The organism is Variovorax gracilis, from assembly GCF_030317115.1.
Lineage (GTDB): Bacteria > Pseudomonadota > Gammaproteobacteria > Burkholderiales > Burkholderiaceae_C > Variovorax > Variovorax gracilis.
The window spans coordinates 1-15,805 of sequence record NZ_JASZYF010000061.1 but is presented as its reverse complement, the minus strand read 5'-3'; the positions used below and the strand labels follow the sequence as shown (position 1 = coordinate 15,805).

The window sequence follows — 15,805 nt, the reverse complement described above, 5'->3', positions numbered from 1 at the left end:
ATCTCGAGGATCTTCACGGGGATGCCCGCGTTCAGGAAGTTCATCGAGATCCCGCCGCCCATGGTGCCGGCACCGATCACGCCCACGGACTTGATGGCGCGCTGGGGCGTGGCTTCGGGCACATCGGGGATCTTGCTCGCCGCGCGCTCGGCAAAGAAGGCGTTGCGCAGTGCGGCGCTTTCCGGCGTCCAAACGAGTTCGGTGACCGCGGCGCGTTCGTAGTCCACGGCGGCGTCGAAGCCCAGGCGCACCGATTGCGCCACGCAGTCGAGGCATCGAAGCGGCGCGGGGTAGTTGCGAGAACGGGCCGCGATCATGTTGCGGGCGAACTGCAGGTAGGCCTCGGCGTTGGGATGCTCGACCTCCAGGTCGCGGGAGCGCGGCAGCGGCCGCACATCCGCCTTGGCCCGTGCCAGCTCGATCGCGGCGGACACGACATCTTCCGCAACGATGCGGTCGAACAGCTTCTGCGACGGCATCGCCGCCAGCATGTCGCTCATGACGGTATCGCCCGTCACGATCATGTTGAGCGCGGCTTCGAGCCCGATCAGGCGCGGCAGGCGCTGCGTGCCGGTGGCGCCCGGCAGGATGCCGATGCGGACTTCCGGCAACGCGACCTGCGTGCCGCCTTGCACGACGCGGTAGTGGCATCCCATGGCCAGTTCAAGCCCACCGCCCATCACGACCCCATGGATCGCGGCCACCACCGGCTTGCTGCAGCCTTCGACGAGGCGGATCACGTCGACCAGGTCGGGCGCCGCCGTCGCCTCGGGCTTGTTGAACTCCCGGATGTCGGCGCCGCCGCAGAACGCACGGCCCTGCCCCGTCAGCACGATCGCCCGGACCGCGGGGTCGCCCTGCGCGCGCGACACCGACTCCGCGATGAAGCGACGATTGCCCAGGCCCAGGCTGTTGACGGGAGGGTTGTCCATTGCGACGACGGCAATGCCGTCGCGCGCCTCGTAGCTGGCTGACACGAATGTTCCTTTCGAAGCGGATGCGCACCGATGTTCCCGCACGCGCGGTGCGCTCGCATCAACAAGCCGCATGCGGCAGATGAAAAGCCTTCATGCGCCAGGCGCCTCGACGCGTCCGAGTCGAGGCACCATCGATGCATCACCATTCCCACCTGTGCGCCATGCCCCTCCTGAACCGCGACAACCTGCACCAATACGTCGGCCAATCGATCGGCACCTCGTCCTGGGTCGATGTGCCGCAATCGCGCATCGACGCCTTTGCGGACTGCACGGAAGACCGCCAGTGGATCCACATCGACGTGGATCGCGCGCAGCGGGAGAGCCCATTCGGCGCGCCGATTGCACACGGCTTTCTCACGCTCTCGCTGCTGCCGATCACCTCCTACGAACTGCTGGACGGGTTGAAGCCAACCAAGTCCGTCAACTACGGGCTCGACAAGCTGCGTTTCATGTCGCCGGTGGCCGCGGGCTCACGCGTGCGCAACCACATCAAGCTGCTGGCCGCCGAGCCGCGCGAGGACGGCTGGACGCTGCTTCGCACGGAGAACACGGTCGAGATCGAAGGCCAGCCCAAGCCGGCGCTGGTCGCCGTCTCGCTCGGCCTGTTCTCCTGGTCCTGACCGACCTTCTTCCACCGATCCTTCACTGAGGTTTCAACACCATGCAATTCGAATACACGCCCAAGGTCCAGGACCTCCGCACCCGCCTGCTCGCCTTCATGGACGAATACATCTATCCGAACGAGAAGCGGCGCGAGGAAGAGGCGCATCAGTCCTACCTCAACGCGCAGAAGGGCGGCAACTACACCACGCTGCCGCTCATGGAAGAACTGAAGCCCAAGGCTCGCGCCGCTGGTCTCTGGAACATGTTCCTGCCCGAAGCGGGCCATGGCGCCGGCCTGACGAATCTCGAATACGCGCCGCTGTGCGAGATCATGGGCCGCCGCTACTGGAGCGCCGAAGCTTTCAACTGCAGCGCGCCCGACACCGGCAACACGGAGGTCATCGCCCGCTACGGCTCGCCGGAGCAGCAGGAGCGCTGGCTGCGTCCGCTGCTCGACGGCGAGATCCGCTCGTCCTTCGCGATGACCGAACCGGCCGTCGCTTCGTCCGACGCAACCAATATCGCGTGCAGCATCCGCCGCGATGGCAGCGACTACGTGATCAACGGGCGCAAGTGGTACATCACCGGCGCGATGAACGAGCGCTGCAAGCTCTTCATCCTCATGGGCAAGACCGATCCGGACAACGCCGACCGGCACCGCCAGCAGTCGATGATCATCGTGCCGCGCGACACGCCCGGCGTGACCGTGCTGCGCGACATGGCGCTCATGGGCCACTACGACGCGCCCTTCGGCCACCCCGAGGTGCTGTTCGAGAACGTGCGCGTGCCCGCGTCGAACCTGCTGCTCGGCGAAGGCCGCGGCTTCGAGATCGCGCAGGGCCGCCTCGGGCCGGGGCGCATCCACCATTGCATGCGCATGATCGGCATGGCCGAGTCGGCGCTGGAGATGATGTGCGAGCGCGTCGTCTCGCGCGTGGCCTTCGGCAAGCCGCTGTCCGAGCAAGGCGTGTGGCGCGAGCGGATCGCCAAGGCGCGCATGCTGATCGACCAGACGCGCTGGATGGTGCTGCATGCCGCATGGCGCATGGACACGGTGGGCAACAAGGTGGCGGCGAAGGAGATCGCGATGATCAAGGTCATCGCGCCGAACAACTGCGTGCAGGTGATCGACGACGCCATGCAGGCCTTCGGCGCGGCCGGCCTCAGCCAGGACACGCTGCTGACGTCGTTCTACGCCTATGCGCGCCACCTGCGTGTGGCCGACGGCCCGGACGAGGTGCACCGCAACGCCATCGCCAAGCATGAGTTGGCGGGCTATCGCGCACCGGCCGCGGCGCGCTGAGCCGGCTCAGTTCACCGCCACCGGGGCGGCAGGGTCGCGCAGCATCCGCCGCAACAGCTTGCCGTTCTTCGATGACGGCAGGCCGTTGCGGAAGATCACGGTGCGCGGCACCTTGTAGTGCGACATGTGCTGCAGGCACCACTCGATGATCTTCTGGTCCGCCCGGTCGGTCTGCTGTCCGGCGCGAACGCGGGCGGCGGCCTCGTCCTTCAGCACGACATAGGCCTGCACGGCCTCTCCCCGGTCCGGATCGGGCAGGCCGACGACCGCCGCCTGGCGTACGTCAGGGTGCGTGGCCAGGATGGCCTCGACCTCTTCCGGGAAGACGCTGTAGCTCCACACCTTGATCATTTCCTTGGTCCGGCCGAGGAAGGTCAGGTAGCCCTCGTCGTCGACCACACCGACGTCGCCGGTGCGCAGCCAGCCGTCGAGTTGCATGGCCTGGGACGCCTCGGGCTGCAGCCAGTAACCCTTGTACTTGATCGGGCCGCGCAGCAGGATCTCGCCGCGCTGGCCGGTGGGCAGGTCGCAGCCCGTCTCGGGGTCGACGATGCGCAGTTCCACGCCTGGCGCCGGCTTGCCGTTGGTGCCCCACTTGATCGCGTCGGGCGGCATCAGCGTGTCGCAGGTGTGGGTCTCGCTCAGTCCGTAGCCGGCCTCGTAGACGAGGCAGCCGTTCGCAAATCGGCTCCAGCGCCGCGCCAGCGATTCTGTGAGCTGAACGCCGAAGCTGGTACCGACCGTGGTGCACAGCGACGACAGGTCGTAGGTCGCCGCGTCATCGCAAGCCATGGCGGACGGCAGCGAAGGCGCCATGGTGTACCACCAGGTCACGCTACAGGCCTCGATCGCCTGCAGCACCGCTGTCGCGTCGAAGCGGTGCAGCAGCACGACGGTCGCGCCGCAATAGATGGGCAGCGCCAGGCCGGTCATCATCCCCGAGATATGGTGCAGCGGGACATCCGCCAGCATCACGTCGTCGGTGCCGATCCGGAAGCTGTCTGCGCTCACCGCGGTCTTGTAGAGCGCGCACTCGAAGCTGATCATGGCGCCCTTGGGCAGGCCGGTGCTGCCCGAGGTGTAGGCCATGAGCGAGACGTCATCCATCGCGATGGTCTCGACCGGCGTGAAGGCTTCCGCCTCGGCCAGCGCGTCCGCGAAATCGATGACGGAGGCAGGCAGCGGCGGCGCAGGCTCGTGCCGAAGCCGGATATTGGGTGGCACGTCCATGGCGAGCGTCGCCGGAAGCATTTCGCCGTAGCGCACCGCGAAGACGTGCGCCACCGTGCGCATTACCCTGGAGCCCAGCACGACCCTGAGAAGCTCTTCGCCGGCCACGATGGCGCCGGCATCCAGTTCCGTCAACTGGTGTTCGAGCTCGTAGGCACGCGCGTCCGGATTGCAGGGGCTCACGATGGCGCCGAGCTTCTGCACGCCGAAATGCGCGATGAGGTACTCCGGGCAGTTGTGCAGGAAGAGCGCCACCACGTCGCCCTGCCCGATGCCCCGGTCGCGCAGGCTCTGGGCAAAGCGGTCGCTCAGGTCGTCCAGTTCCGCGTACGAAATCCGTCGCCCGTACCAGATCAGGGCGGGCTTGTCGGGCGTGCTGCGTGCGTGCAGGCGCAAATACTCATGCAGCGGCTGTGAGCCGTGGCGGTAAGCGATCATGCTGGCGTGTCTCCGAGGCGGTCTGCTCGTCCGGGTTCGGCCCGCGCTGCGGGGCGCCCGGTTTGTCCACGATCATGCGGCCTCGCACCGGAAGCAACAAGGCAGGTCAATGAATATTCAGCATGCAGGTGTATTTCCCTGCTGCATGGACTGGGAGGCACGTTCCCCTTTGCCGGGCGCACTGGGCCGCGCCGGCGCGGCGCGTCAGGCGATCTGGCGGGCCGCTGGACGGGCAGGCTTCACGATTTGCGCCGGCGCCTCTGCGCTGCGTTCGCGCAGATAGGCAAGGATCGGCGCGGAGGTGCGCTCGATCTCGTCGTGGATGCCGCGCCGCGCCACTTCTGCGTCGCGCTTGCGCAGGCCGCGCATCACCATGTGGTGCGGATGCTGCTTGCGTGGCTGTCCCAGCACATGGGTCTGCAGCGCCTTCATCAGCGGGCCGCACTGCAGCCACAGGCTTTCGACGATGCGCTGCAGCACCGGCATCCTGGCCAGCGCATAGACCGCCATGTGGAAGCGCTCGGATTCGAGCAGTTCGCCCGCCGTATCCCCTGCTTCGCGCAGGGCGGCCATGCGGTCATGGATGGCTTCGAGCTTCTTCACATCGTCGCTACCGGCATGCTGCGCGGCGCGGGCTGCGGCCTGCCCTTCGAGCATCAGGCGAAGCTCGCGCACTTCGGCAAAGCGCTCCTCGCTCATCACCGGCACCCGCACGGAATGGTGGCCCACCTGCTCGAGCGCCTGCTCCGAGATCAGCCGCGCCAGCGCCTCGCGCACCGGCGTCGGGCTGATGCCCATCTCGGCCGCGAGATCCCGCAGCTTGAGCTTTTCGCCGGGCGCGAACCGGCCTGCCTTGAGGTCGCGGCACAGGCGGCTGTAGGCCTGTGCGTTGAGGCTGTCGCGGGTGAGGATGTCTTCCATCGGATTCTGGGCCTGCGGGTCGCACGCCTGTTCTAAATAGCGTATATGTTATTTCAACGGAGCCGTTCTTATCAACGGCCAGTGAAGGCGGGAGCGCGCTTTTCGAGGAAATGCGCCACACCTTCGCGAAAATCCTCGCTCGCAAAGGACGCCTGCATTTCCTCGTCGGCACGGCGCCACGCGGTATCCAGGTCCTGGAACAGGCTGTCGTAGACCTGCCGCTTGATGACGCCGATCGAACGCGGGGAGGCGTTATCGGTCATATCCCGGGCGAGGGCCTGGACTGCCGCAAGAAAGCCCTCGGCTGGCAGCGCCTTGACCAGGCCCAGCGATGCGGCTTCGGCCGTGACCAGCGTGCGCGCCGACAGCAGCAGGTCGAGCGCATGGGTCGGTCCGAGCAGCCGCGGCAGCATCCACGAGATACCGTGCTCCGCGATCAGTCCGCGCTTGGCGAAGGCGGTCGTGAGCTTCTGGCCCTCGGCCATGTAGCGAAAGTCGCAGAACACGGCCATGCACAGGCCGATGCCCGCGATCGGCCCGTTGATGGCGGCGAAGATGGGCTTGCGCACCCGCAGCAGGTAGCTGAAGCGCCATGCGTAGTTGGCTTCGATGCCGCTTGCTGCAGGCGGCGCAGCGGGCGGCGGGATCGTGGCATCGGCCGCGCCGGCCGCCCCCGCTTCGAGAATGTCCATGTCCGCCCCGGCGCAGAAGCCCCGGCCTGCGCCGGTGACCACGATGGCGCGCACGGCCTCATCGGCCTCGGCTGCTTCGACCGCCTGCCGGAACTCGGTCTCCATCCGGTGTGTCCACGCGTTGAGCCGGTCGGGCCGGCTCAGCGTGATGGTGAGGACGCGGCTCTCGATCGCGACGGTGATGTCCTGATAGGTCATGAATGCTCCGTCGCTGTCAGGCTTCGCCGCCAATGGTGGCGCCGCCGTCGATGACGATGGTGGTGCCGGTGATGAAGCGCCCCGCGTCGGAGCCCAATAGAAGTGCCGCACCGGCGATGTCCTCCGGATCGCCAATGGCATTGAGCGGGCTGGAAGCCAGCGCGGCGGCCAGCGTCTTCGGGTTGTCCCACAGCGCCTTTGCGAAGTCGGTCTTGATGAGCCCGGGCGCGATGCAGTTGGTGCGCACGCCCTGCTTGCCCCATTCCAATGCGAGGTTGCGCGCCAGTTGCATGTCGGCCGCCTTCGAGATGGCATACGCGCCCAGCACACGCGAACCCGTGAGGCCCGCGATCGAACTGATGATGACGATCGACCCGCTGCCCCGCTCCGCCATGCCCGGCGCGACGCGGTTGACCATCCAGAGGTTGGAGCGGATGTTGACGTCCATCACCTTGGAAAAGGCCTCGTCGGTGATGCCCGCCATCGGCCCATAGTAGGGGTTGACGGCCGCGTTGCAGACCAGGACGTCGACTGGCCCGTAGGCCTTCTCGGTCTGGTCGACGAGCGCAGTCACCTGCTCCTTGCTGGAAATGTTGCAGGCAATCGCCGTGGCCTCCAGCCCTTCGCCGCGCAGTTGCTCGACCACCGCGTTGCAGGCATCGACCTTCCGGCTGGTGACGACGACCCGCGCGCCCGCGCGGGCATAGGCGATGGCAATGGCGCGGCCGATGCCGCGCGACGAGCCGGTGACGATGGCGGTCTTGCCCTTAAGAGAAAAGCGATCCATGTCGGGCCTCCTTCAGCGATGGACGAACTTCGGCGCGCGCTTCTCGACGAAGGCCCGGGCCGCTTCCTGGTGGTCTTCCGTCATGCCGCAGCGGATGTGGCGGATGGCTTCGTGGTCGAGTGCCTGCGCCAGCGTGGCGCCCTGCTCCGCCGCGTTGAGGTTGGCCTTGATATGGCCGAGCGTGATCGACGGGCCGTCCGCCAGTTGCTGCGCGAGCTTGCGGCCTTCGGCGTCGAGCTCGCCATCGGGCACCACGCGCGTGACCAGCCCGAGCTGGAGCGCCTCGTCCGCCTTGAGCACCGGCGACAGCAGGGCGAATGCACGCGCACGCTGGCCCAGCAGCTGGGTCAGGAAATAGGTGCTGCCGAAGTCGCCCGAGAGACCCACCTTGGCAAAAGCCGAGGTGAGCTTGACGGTGTCGCTCGCGAGCAGCAGATCGCACGCCAGCGCGAGCGACAGGCCTGCGCCGGCGGCGGCACCCCGCACCACGGCGATCGTCGGCTTGGGCATCTCATGCAGCAGCCGCGAGCATTCCATGTGCTCGCGCAACTGAAGCGTGCGGGATTCGAGCGTGTGCCGGGTCGCATCGTCCTCGGCCATGGCCTTGACGTCGCCGCCGGCGCAGAAGGCGCGCCCCGCGCCGGTCAGCACCACGGCGCGGACCTCGTCGTCCACCGCCGCGCGACGCAGCGCGGCGAGCAGCGCCTCGGTCATGGGCACGGTCAGCGCGTTGAGGCGTTGCGGCCTGTTCAGGGTGAGCGTCAGTACGCCCGCTTCGCATTGCTCGATGAGTTCGGTGGTCAAGTGCCTGTCTCCTTGTCTGCCTGTGGATTGTTGAGGTTCATCAGATGGCGCCTTCGGCCTGCAGGGCGGCAATCTGGTCGGATTGGAAGCCGAGCCACTGCTGCAGCACCTCGGCGTTGTGCTCTCCCACGTCCGGCATCGCGCGTTCGATGGCGAGCGGCGTCGCAGACAAGTGGATGGTCACGCCCTGCACGGGTACCCTCGTGTCGCCGAAGGGAACGTCTGCAATGGCGCCCCGATGGCGCAACTGCGGGTTGTCGACGACCTCGTCGATGGTCGCGATCTTGGCGCAGGGCACGCCCTCGGCTTCGAGCCGCGCCACGATGTCGTCGGCCTCGTGCGCGAGCATCCAGTCACCCACGATGCCTTCGACCGCATCTCGGTGTTCGAGGCGCGAGACCATGGAAACGAAGCGCGGGTCGTCCAGCAAGGCGGGCCGCTTCATGGCGCGCACGACGCGCGGGAACATGTTGTCGTCGCCACCCACCATCAGCACATAGCGGCCGTCGCCTGTCGCGAAGGTGTTGGATGGCGCCACGAAGCGATCGCGGCTGCCGACGCGCGTCATGGTGGTCCCGAAGAGCTTCTGCTGGGGGATCGCCGTCATGAGCATCGATGCGGCGCTCTCCAGCAGGGACACGTCGACCAGCTGGCCTTGCCCGGACGCATGCCGCGCATTGAGCGCCGCGAGGATGCCGAGCGCGGCGTACATGCCGGTGGTGTAGTCGCACATGAAGGAGCCGATCATGGTCGGCGGTCCGTCTTCGGCCCCGGTCATGTCCATCAGGCCGCTCATGGCTTGCGCCACGCCGTCGAAGCATTGCTTGTGGGCGAGAGGCCCATCCTGGCCGAAGCCCGAGATGCGCGCCATCACCAGCCGCGGGTTGATCGCGTGCACCGCCTCCCAGCCCAGGCCCATTTTCTCCATCGTGCCAGGGCGGAAGTTCTCGACCAGTACGTCGGCACGGGCGATGAGGCCGCGCAACACCTGGAGTCCTCCCTCGCTGCGCAGGTCGATCGCAAGGCTCTTCTTGTTGCGGTTGACGATGAAGGTGTAGAGGCTCTGGCCGTTGACGGCCGGCGACGCGCGCCGGGCGTATTCGCCTTCGCCGGGCGGCTCGATCTTCACCACCTCGGCGCCCATGTCGCCGAGCATCATGGCGCAGTAGGGCCCTGCAATGAAGCGTGAAAGATCCAGTACGCGCAGTCCGGCAAGCGATGTCATGGGCAATGGCCTAGTCTCTTTGTGATTTGTGTATTTGTTATATCATATTCAAAATCAGCCTCATTGGGGCAAAGGAGACAAACGTTTTGACAACGACCTACCTCAGACTTCGCCAGCTCTGCCTGGTGGCCGCGCAACTGGCGCCGGTGGAGGAAGACCTGTGCGCCGTCTTCGGCGTGAGGGTGTGTCATCGCGACCCGGAGGTAGGCCAGTTCGGCCTGCACAACGCGCTGATGCCCTTCGGCACCAGCTTCGTCGAAGTCGTCGCGCCGGTGCGCGACGGCACCACGGCGGGGCGCTACATCGAACGCCGCAAAGGCGACGGCGGCTATATGGTGATCCTGGACAGCGAGGCGCTGCCGCGCTGGCGTGCCCACGTCGACACCGTGGGCGTGCGCATCGCGGCGCCGCTCGCGATCGGCGACTACGAGGGGATGCAACTGCATCCGCGCGACACCGGCGGTGCGCTGCTGGAGATCAACACGACGCTCAACGGCGCGGCCCTGACCGGCCCCTACTGGCCCGCCGGACCGCATTGGCGCGATGCCGTCTCGGAGGTCCGCGTGCGGGGCATCACCGGTGCGGTGCTGCAGGCGGACGACCCCTCGGCATTGGCAACGCGTTGGGGCGGGATCCTCCAGCGGCCCGTCGAGCGCGGCGATGCCGACTGGCACCTGCGCCTCGACAACGCCATGCTTCGTTTCGTCGCGCCGCGCGACGATCGCGGCGACGGGCTCGCAGGCATCGAGCTGGCGGTGCGCGACGCCGCCGCCATCCGCAACACCGCGGAAGCCCGCGGGCTCGCGTCGGATGCGACCGGCGTCACGATCGGCGGCGTCCACTTCGTGCTGCATTCACAAGATTGACGGAGACATCCGATGGAACTGACCTTTTCGAAGGAAGAGCAGGCGTTTGCCGATGAAGTGCGCGCCTTCATCACCGAGAACCTGCCGCGCGACATCTCGCGCCGCGTGGAGCACGACCTGCACCTGCATCGCGAGGACTTCATGCGCTGGCAGCAGATCCTCGGGCGGCGTGGCTGGCATGCCTACACCTGGCCGGTGTCGCAGGGCGGCCCGGGCTGGAACGCGACGCAGCGCTACATCTTCGAGACCCTCAGCGCCGAACTGAACTGTCCCACCATCCAGCCCTTCGGCCCGCGCATGGTCGGACCGGTGATCTTCAACTTCGGCAACGAGGCGCAGAAGGCGCAGCACCTGCCAGGCATCCGCGCCTCGACGACCTGGTGGTGCCAGGGCTACTCGGAGCCGGCCTCGGGGTCGGACCTCGCCTCGCTCGCCACGCGCGCCGAAGACCGCGGCGATCATTACCTCGTCAACGGGCAGAAGATCTGGACCTCCTACGCCCACTATGCCGACTGGATGTTCTGCCTCGTTCGCACCCGCCGCGAGGCCAAGGCGCAGCGCGGCATCTCCTTCCTGCTGATCGACATGAAGTCCCCCGGCATCGTGGTGCAGCCGATCCCGATGCTCGAAGGCACGCACTCGTTCAATGCCGTGTTCCTCACCGACGTGAAGGTACCCAAGGCCAATCTGGTGGGCGAAGAAGGGAGCGGCTGGACTTATGCGAAGTTCCTGCTCGAGCATGAGCGTGTCGAGAACTCGAACATCGGCTTTTCCACCTTTGCGATGCGCCGGCTGCACCGCATCGCGTCGGGTGTGCGCCAAGGCGGCCGCCCGCTGATCGAGGACCCGGTGTTCCGTGCCAAGGTGTCGGCTACAGAGGCGCAGTTGAAAGCCCTCGAGGTGACGACACTGAGGGCGCTGTCGAGCATGGGCACGGGCAGTTCGCCGGGCGCCGGACTGGCCTCGGCATTGAAGATCCGCGGCACCGAGATCGGCCAGCGCATCACCGAACTGATCTTCGAGGCCTCGGGCCCCAACGGGCTGGTGCTCGACCCGGCCCAGATGCGGGGCGAAGGAAGTCTCGAAGGTATCGAGGCGAGCGTGCGCGGCGCGGCGCCCAACTACTTCTGGCGGCGCGCGATGTCGATCTACGGCGGCAGCAACGAGATCCAGCGCAACATTGTCGCGAAGCAGGAACTGGGCCTCTGACCGTCTGCTTGTCCTTGGCCGGTGGCCTCGCGCGTCGCTGAGTGCTTCAAGCGGTCCGTCGGTCGTGCCGCAGATTTCACGGGTCGCAGACATTCGCGGCGCGCGCACCACAGTTCTGTCGCGAGGTGGGGACGCGTAGCCCGAAGCGCGTGCACACCAACGGGTCTGTGGGAACAATCGGCTCAATGTCCAACCCGGTGCCCCTCTCGTTCAATTTTGTTCTCTTCGCCGCCATCGCCGCACTGGCCGGGCTGGCCGTATCGCTCGTAGTGGGTCTCCTCATTGGCGCGGCACTCCTCCCACGCGGACATCCCGCGGCCGACCGCCTTCGTCGCATCGCCGGGGAGATTCCTCGGTTTGCGCTCGCGGGCCTGGTCTGGATTCCTACCGTGGCTTTCGTTGGCGTCGTCGCCTTTTTCGCCCTCGTCTAGCAGGCGCAATTCGGCCAACTCCGGACCTTCGATGCTGGCTCCTGTTCGTACGTGGCACATCTTCGCAGCGCTCGTGCTGCTTCACGGGACGGGCATGCTGTTTGCGCCCGATCCACTGGCGCCGCTCATCGCGGGCTCGGTGTACTTGCCGCTGATGCCGCTGCAGCGCTTGGGAGTTCCCGTCTTCGCCTCCGGGGAATCAGGAGGCTGGCCCGGACCGTCGCTACTTGGATGGGCGACGGTCGTCATCGCGTGGGGAGTCACATGGTCGCTGGTGGCCCGGCTGACCGCTGGGCTATGGCGACGCTGCGGCACATCCGCGTAGACGGCCAAGTTCGACCACGCGCGACCCGGATCGCCCGGACATCGTGCTGATCGAGTCGTTCAGAATCGTTCAACGGTCGGCCGTGCGATGAGTTTTTCAACGTCAACGAGGTCATTGCGACGCAGGACGCGCGCGAGAAGTTGAACGCTTGGCCGCATGACACCACCATCACCGCCCGCAGGGTTCGCTCGGCCACCTGACCCCAGGCGAGGGTGTCTTCAAAGAAGTCAGATCAAGAAGCCGGAACCCGCCCGACTCCCGTCGAGACATCATCAGAAATGGGGAGAACCGTCTGCGCAACAGGGTCAAGCCCACTGAGGGTCGACAGATGCGCTACGATCAAGTTGGGACGTGTTGGATTTTCGGCTCGACGTGAACGATCCGACGCTCGCCGTTACGGGGCGTGGCGTCGACTGGTGATCTGTGGCCTGGCGCGCGGCTGCCTGCGGCGTGCTTCCGGCAGCGCCATCACCTTGTCCCATCGAGCCTCCCCGCCCGGCCCGCCTTTTGTCTGCTGTGTGTAAAGGGGGCCGATATGGCAGTCTCTTTTGCTACTCAAGCTGTAGTAAGCGGACTCTCCAATCCCACCACTTTGCAGTTCGGCCCCGATGGCCGGCTCTATGTCGCCCAGCAGGACGGCTTCATCAAGATCTACGATGTCACCCAGCCGGTGCCCGGTCAGTGGTCGGCGGTCGCGGCGCCGACGCTCAGCCTCATCAAGGGCCTTCCCAATCACAACGACGACGGGTCGCCCAACACCTCGACTACCGATCGGCAGGTCACCGGCATCCTGGTGGCGGGAACCGCCACCAATCCGGTGATCTACGTCGCCTCGAGCGATCCGCGCATCGCCGAAGCCGGCGATCTCAATCTTGACACCAACTCCGGAATTCTCTCCAGGCTGACCTGGAACGGCGCCAGCTGGACCAAAGTCGACCTCATTCGCGGGCTGCCGCGCTCGGAGGAAAACCACTCGCCCAACGGCATGGTGCTGAGCGCCGACGGCACCAAGCTCTACCTGATGCAGGGCGGCAACACCAACAACGGCGCGCCTTCGAACTTCTTCTCCAACACGCCGGAATTTGCGCTGTCCGCTGCCGTGCTCGAGATCGACCTCGTGGCACTCGAGGCCATTCCCAACAAGGTCTTCACCTACGCTTCCGGCGTCACCAGCACCTACAAATACGACCTGCCCACGCTCGACGACCCGACGGTACCCAACAACGGCACGACGGGTAACGAGACTGCGGGTGGCCAGGATGTGGGCGGACCGTTCGGCGGCAATGACGGCCTCAATCAGGCGATCCTGCCGGCCGATGCGCCGCTGCGCATCTTTGCCACCGGCCTGCGAAACGCCTTCGACGTCGTTCTGACCCAGTCAGGCAAGTTCTTTACCGTCGACAACGGCAGCAACTTCAATCTCGGTGGCGCGCCTATCCTGGACGCCAGCGGCAAGCCGACCAACCAGTTCAACAACACGGGCCCTGGCAATCCCGACTCTCTCTACCTGCTGGCCAACGGCGGCTACTACGGTCATCCGGATCCGACGCGCGGCAACCAGACCGGTTCGGTCCTGTCCTATGCCAACGGAACCCAGCCGCAGGTCATTGCCACGATCCCCAATGCCGCAGCAGCAGTGCCGTCCGGCGTGCAGATCGCGCCGGGCTTCGTGATCGACCCTTCCAAGTTCACCTCCTCCGCCGCGCGGCTTGCCCAGGAGGGCCAGCTCACCGCCGGGCAGCAAGCGCTGGCGCAGTTCGGTAGCTCGACCAATGGCCTGATGGAGTACACCGCGACCAACTTCAACAGCGAGATCAAGGGTGCCCTGATCACCGCCTCGTTCGACGGCACACTGAAGCTGATCCAGCTCGCGCCGGACGGCGTCACGGTGCAGGCTGTGACGACACTCGGGACACCCGGCGGCACGCCGCTCGACCTGGTTCAGGGGCCGGGCGGCTCCATCTGGGTCGCCCAAATCGGCGCCGGCCAGATCCTGGCCCTGACACCGAGCGAACAGGCGTCCGCGAACGACCCTGACATGGACGATGACGGCCTTCTGAATACCGTCGACCCGTTCCAGGCCGACGCGGCCAATGGCTTCGGCACGTTCCTGGCGAGCAATGCCAGCCTGAACTGGAGCTTCCAGTTCGGCGCCGGCGACAACGCGCCCGGCCCCGACGGGCTGTTCCTCGGCCTCACCGGCCACATGGCCAACGGCACGCGCGACTTCGTGGTGCCTGTCGCCGAGGGGGGCCTCGATCTCACCAACGTGAAGATCGGCACCGCCGCCGGCGGTGGTCTCGTCGTGATCGAGGAAGTATCGACGGGCACCGCGAGCGGCAGCGCCAACTCCGGCGAGTTCGTGTTCCAGACCGGCATCGCGCTCGCGCCGGACGTGCAGACCTTCAACGTGAAGTGGACGGCGATCAATCCGTTCCCCGGGCTGCCCGCAGCGCCGACGGTGCGCGAGATCGGCGGTTTCATCGGCACCGGCGACCAGTCCAATTTCCTGAAGGTGGTGGCCGGGCCCAACGGCATGCTGTTCCAGCTCGAGAGCAACGGCGCCGTCAGCGCCTCTCAGACCCTCAATGCGCCTGGCGTCGGGACAGCGCCTGCCAACAGCAACCTGGTCTTCGAACTCCTGGTCAATCGCGCGACGTCGCAAGCCACGCCGTCGGTGACCTATACCGGCAGCAGCGGCCCGGTAAAGGTGACCGGCAACGCCATCAATCTCGCCGGCACCTCGATCCTTACCGCGATCAACGGCGATTACACGGTGCAGGGAAAGGACAGTGGCCTCGCCGTCGGCCTGTGGTCGAGCAACACCGGCGAGGGCAGCCAGAACACCTTCCAGGCATCGTTCGACGACATCCTCATCACCTCGACAGGGCCGGCCGGCCAGCTCGTCACGGCGGTGAACGTCGGTGGCGGCCAGGTGACGGCGAGCAACGGCGTGGTGTTCCAGGCCGATCCCGGCCCGACCACCGGCTCCAGCCTGGTCTTCTCCACGGGCCTCGGCATCGCGGGCACCACCGACGATGCGCTGTACCAGAACGAGCGCTGGACGCCGGGCGGCAGCTACACCTACGAGGTGCCGGTGGCCAACGGCACGTACCAGGTCGACCTGCTGATGGCCGAGATCTACTCCGGCATCACCGGCCCCGGTCAGCGCGTCTTCGACATGTCGCTGGAGGGCCAGGCCCTGGCGGCGCTGCAGAACATCGACATCTACGCGAACGTCGGCGCCAACGCCGCTTACACGATCAGCCAGCAGGTCACGGTGAATGACGGTTCACTGTCGATCCAGGTCGGCCCCGGCAGCTCCTCGCCCGGCAACGTCGAGAACGCCAAGCTCAACGCCTTTGCGGTTTACACCCCCGGCGCCACACTTCCGCCCTCGCCGACACTGGCCCTCTCGGCGGCCAATGCCAGCCAGAACGAAGGCAACAGTGGCAGCACCGCCTTCACCTTCACCGTGACCCGAACCGGCAGCACGACGGGCGCATCGACCATCAGCTACGCGGTAAGCGCCAGCGGCGCGAACCCGGCGACGGCCGGCGACTTCACGGGCGGCGCCTTCCCGACCGGGACGGTGAGCTTCGCTGCGGGCGAGACCGGCAAGACGATCACGGTCAACGTGGCCGGTGACAGCACGGTCGAACCGGGCGAGAACTTCACCGTGACGCTGTCGAATCCCAGCTCGGGTACGACCATCGGCACGGCGACGGCGACCGGCACCATCGTCAATGACGACGCGGCGGCCGGACCGTCGCTGTCGATCGCGGCAGCGAACGCC

14 protein-coding genes are annotated in these 15,805 nt (G+C 66.7%); 7 read left to right on the top strand and 7 right to left on the bottom strand.

Annotation, left to right across the window (positions count from 1 at the left end; translation table 11 throughout):
* A partial coding sequence (locus tag QTH97_RS35975) for an enoyl-CoA hydratase-related protein (protein WP_286573505.1) occupies positions 1-977 on the bottom strand: 977 nt, incomplete at its 3' end.
* Positions 978-1,111: 134 nt separating this feature from the next.
* Here QTH97_RS35975 and QTH97_RS35970 point away from each other — a divergent pair.
* Positions 1,112-1,597 (top strand): MaoC family dehydratase, encoded by a 486-nt coding sequence (locus tag QTH97_RS35970; protein ID WP_286573504.1) that lies wholly within the window; start codon positions 1,112-1,114, stop codon positions 1,595-1,597.
* A gap of 41 nt (positions 1,598-1,638) precedes the next feature.
* On the top strand, positions 1,639-2,883 hold the full coding sequence (locus QTH97_RS35965) for an acyl-CoA dehydrogenase family protein (RefSeq protein WP_286573502.1): 1,245 nt from the start codon (positions 1,639-1,641) through the stop codon (positions 2,881-2,883).
* Positions 2,884-2,889: 6 nt separating this feature from the next.
* On the opposite strand, the gene QTH97_RS35960 is transcribed toward QTH97_RS35965, so the two are convergent.
* From QTH97_RS35960 to QTH97_RS35935, 6 genes are all read right to left on the bottom strand, one after another.
* Positions 2,890-4,551, bottom strand: coding sequence for an AMP-binding protein (locus QTH97_RS35960; RefSeq protein ID WP_286573501.1), 1,662 nt, complete (start codon positions 4,549-4,551; stop codon positions 2,890-2,892).
* 204 nt (positions 4,552-4,755) lie between these two features.
* Positions 4,756-5,472: a GntR family transcriptional regulator gene (locus QTH97_RS35955; RefSeq protein ID WP_286573499.1), complete on the bottom strand. Its 717-nt coding sequence runs from the start codon at positions 5,470-5,472 to the stop codon at positions 4,756-4,758.
* Positions 5,473-5,543: 71 nt separating this feature from the next.
* Positions 5,544-6,362: an enoyl-CoA hydratase gene (locus QTH97_RS35950; protein WP_286573498.1), complete on the bottom strand. Its 819-nt coding sequence runs from the start codon at positions 6,360-6,362 to the stop codon at positions 5,544-5,546.
* 16 nt (positions 6,363-6,378) lie between these two features.
* Positions 6,379-7,149, bottom strand: coding sequence for an SDR family NAD(P)-dependent oxidoreductase (locus QTH97_RS35945; RefSeq protein ID WP_286573497.1), 771 nt, complete (start codon positions 7,147-7,149; stop codon positions 6,379-6,381).
* Between the two features lie 12 nt (positions 7,150-7,161).
* Complete coding sequence (locus QTH97_RS35940; RefSeq protein ID WP_286573495.1) at positions 7,162-7,953, bottom strand: enoyl-CoA hydratase-related protein; 792 nt, start codon at positions 7,951-7,953, stop codon at positions 7,162-7,164.
* 40 nt (positions 7,954-7,993) lie between these two features.
* A complete protein-coding gene (locus QTH97_RS35935; RefSeq protein ID WP_286573492.1) occupies positions 7,994-9,178 on the bottom strand; it encodes a CaiB/BaiF CoA transferase family protein in 1,185 nt (394 codons plus the stop codon).
* Between the two features lie 86 nt (positions 9,179-9,264).
* On the opposite strand from QTH97_RS35935, the gene QTH97_RS35930 reads away from it, so the two are divergent.
* The 5 genes from QTH97_RS35930 to QTH97_RS35910 form a co-directional block, all read left to right on the top strand.
* Positions 9,265-10,044 carry a VOC family protein gene (locus tag QTH97_RS35930; RefSeq protein ID WP_286573490.1) on the top strand — a complete coding sequence of 260 codons (780 nt, stop codon included), beginning with the start codon at positions 9,265-9,267 and terminating at the stop codon, positions 10,042-10,044.
* Positions 10,045-10,056: 12 nt separating this feature from the next.
* Entirely contained in the window at positions 10,057-11,253 is a 1,197-nt protein-coding gene (locus QTH97_RS35925; protein WP_286573488.1) for an acyl-CoA dehydrogenase family protein, read from the top strand.
* Positions 11,254-11,438: 185 nt separating this feature from the next.
* Positions 11,439-11,684, top strand: a complete 246-nt coding sequence (locus tag QTH97_RS35920) for a hypothetical protein (protein ID WP_286573487.1) — start codon at positions 11,439-11,441, stop codon at positions 11,682-11,684.
* A 31-nt stretch (positions 11,685-11,715) separates the two neighbouring features.
* Complete coding sequence (locus QTH97_RS35915; RefSeq protein ID WP_286573486.1) at positions 11,716-12,009, top strand: hypothetical protein; 294 nt, start codon at positions 11,716-11,718, stop codon at positions 12,007-12,009.
* A 535-nt stretch (positions 12,010-12,544) separates the two neighbouring features.
* Positions 12,545-15,805, top strand: a 3,261-nt coding sequence (locus QTH97_RS35910) for a malectin domain-containing carbohydrate-binding protein (RefSeq protein WP_286573485.1), incomplete at its 3' end; no start/stop codon positions are given.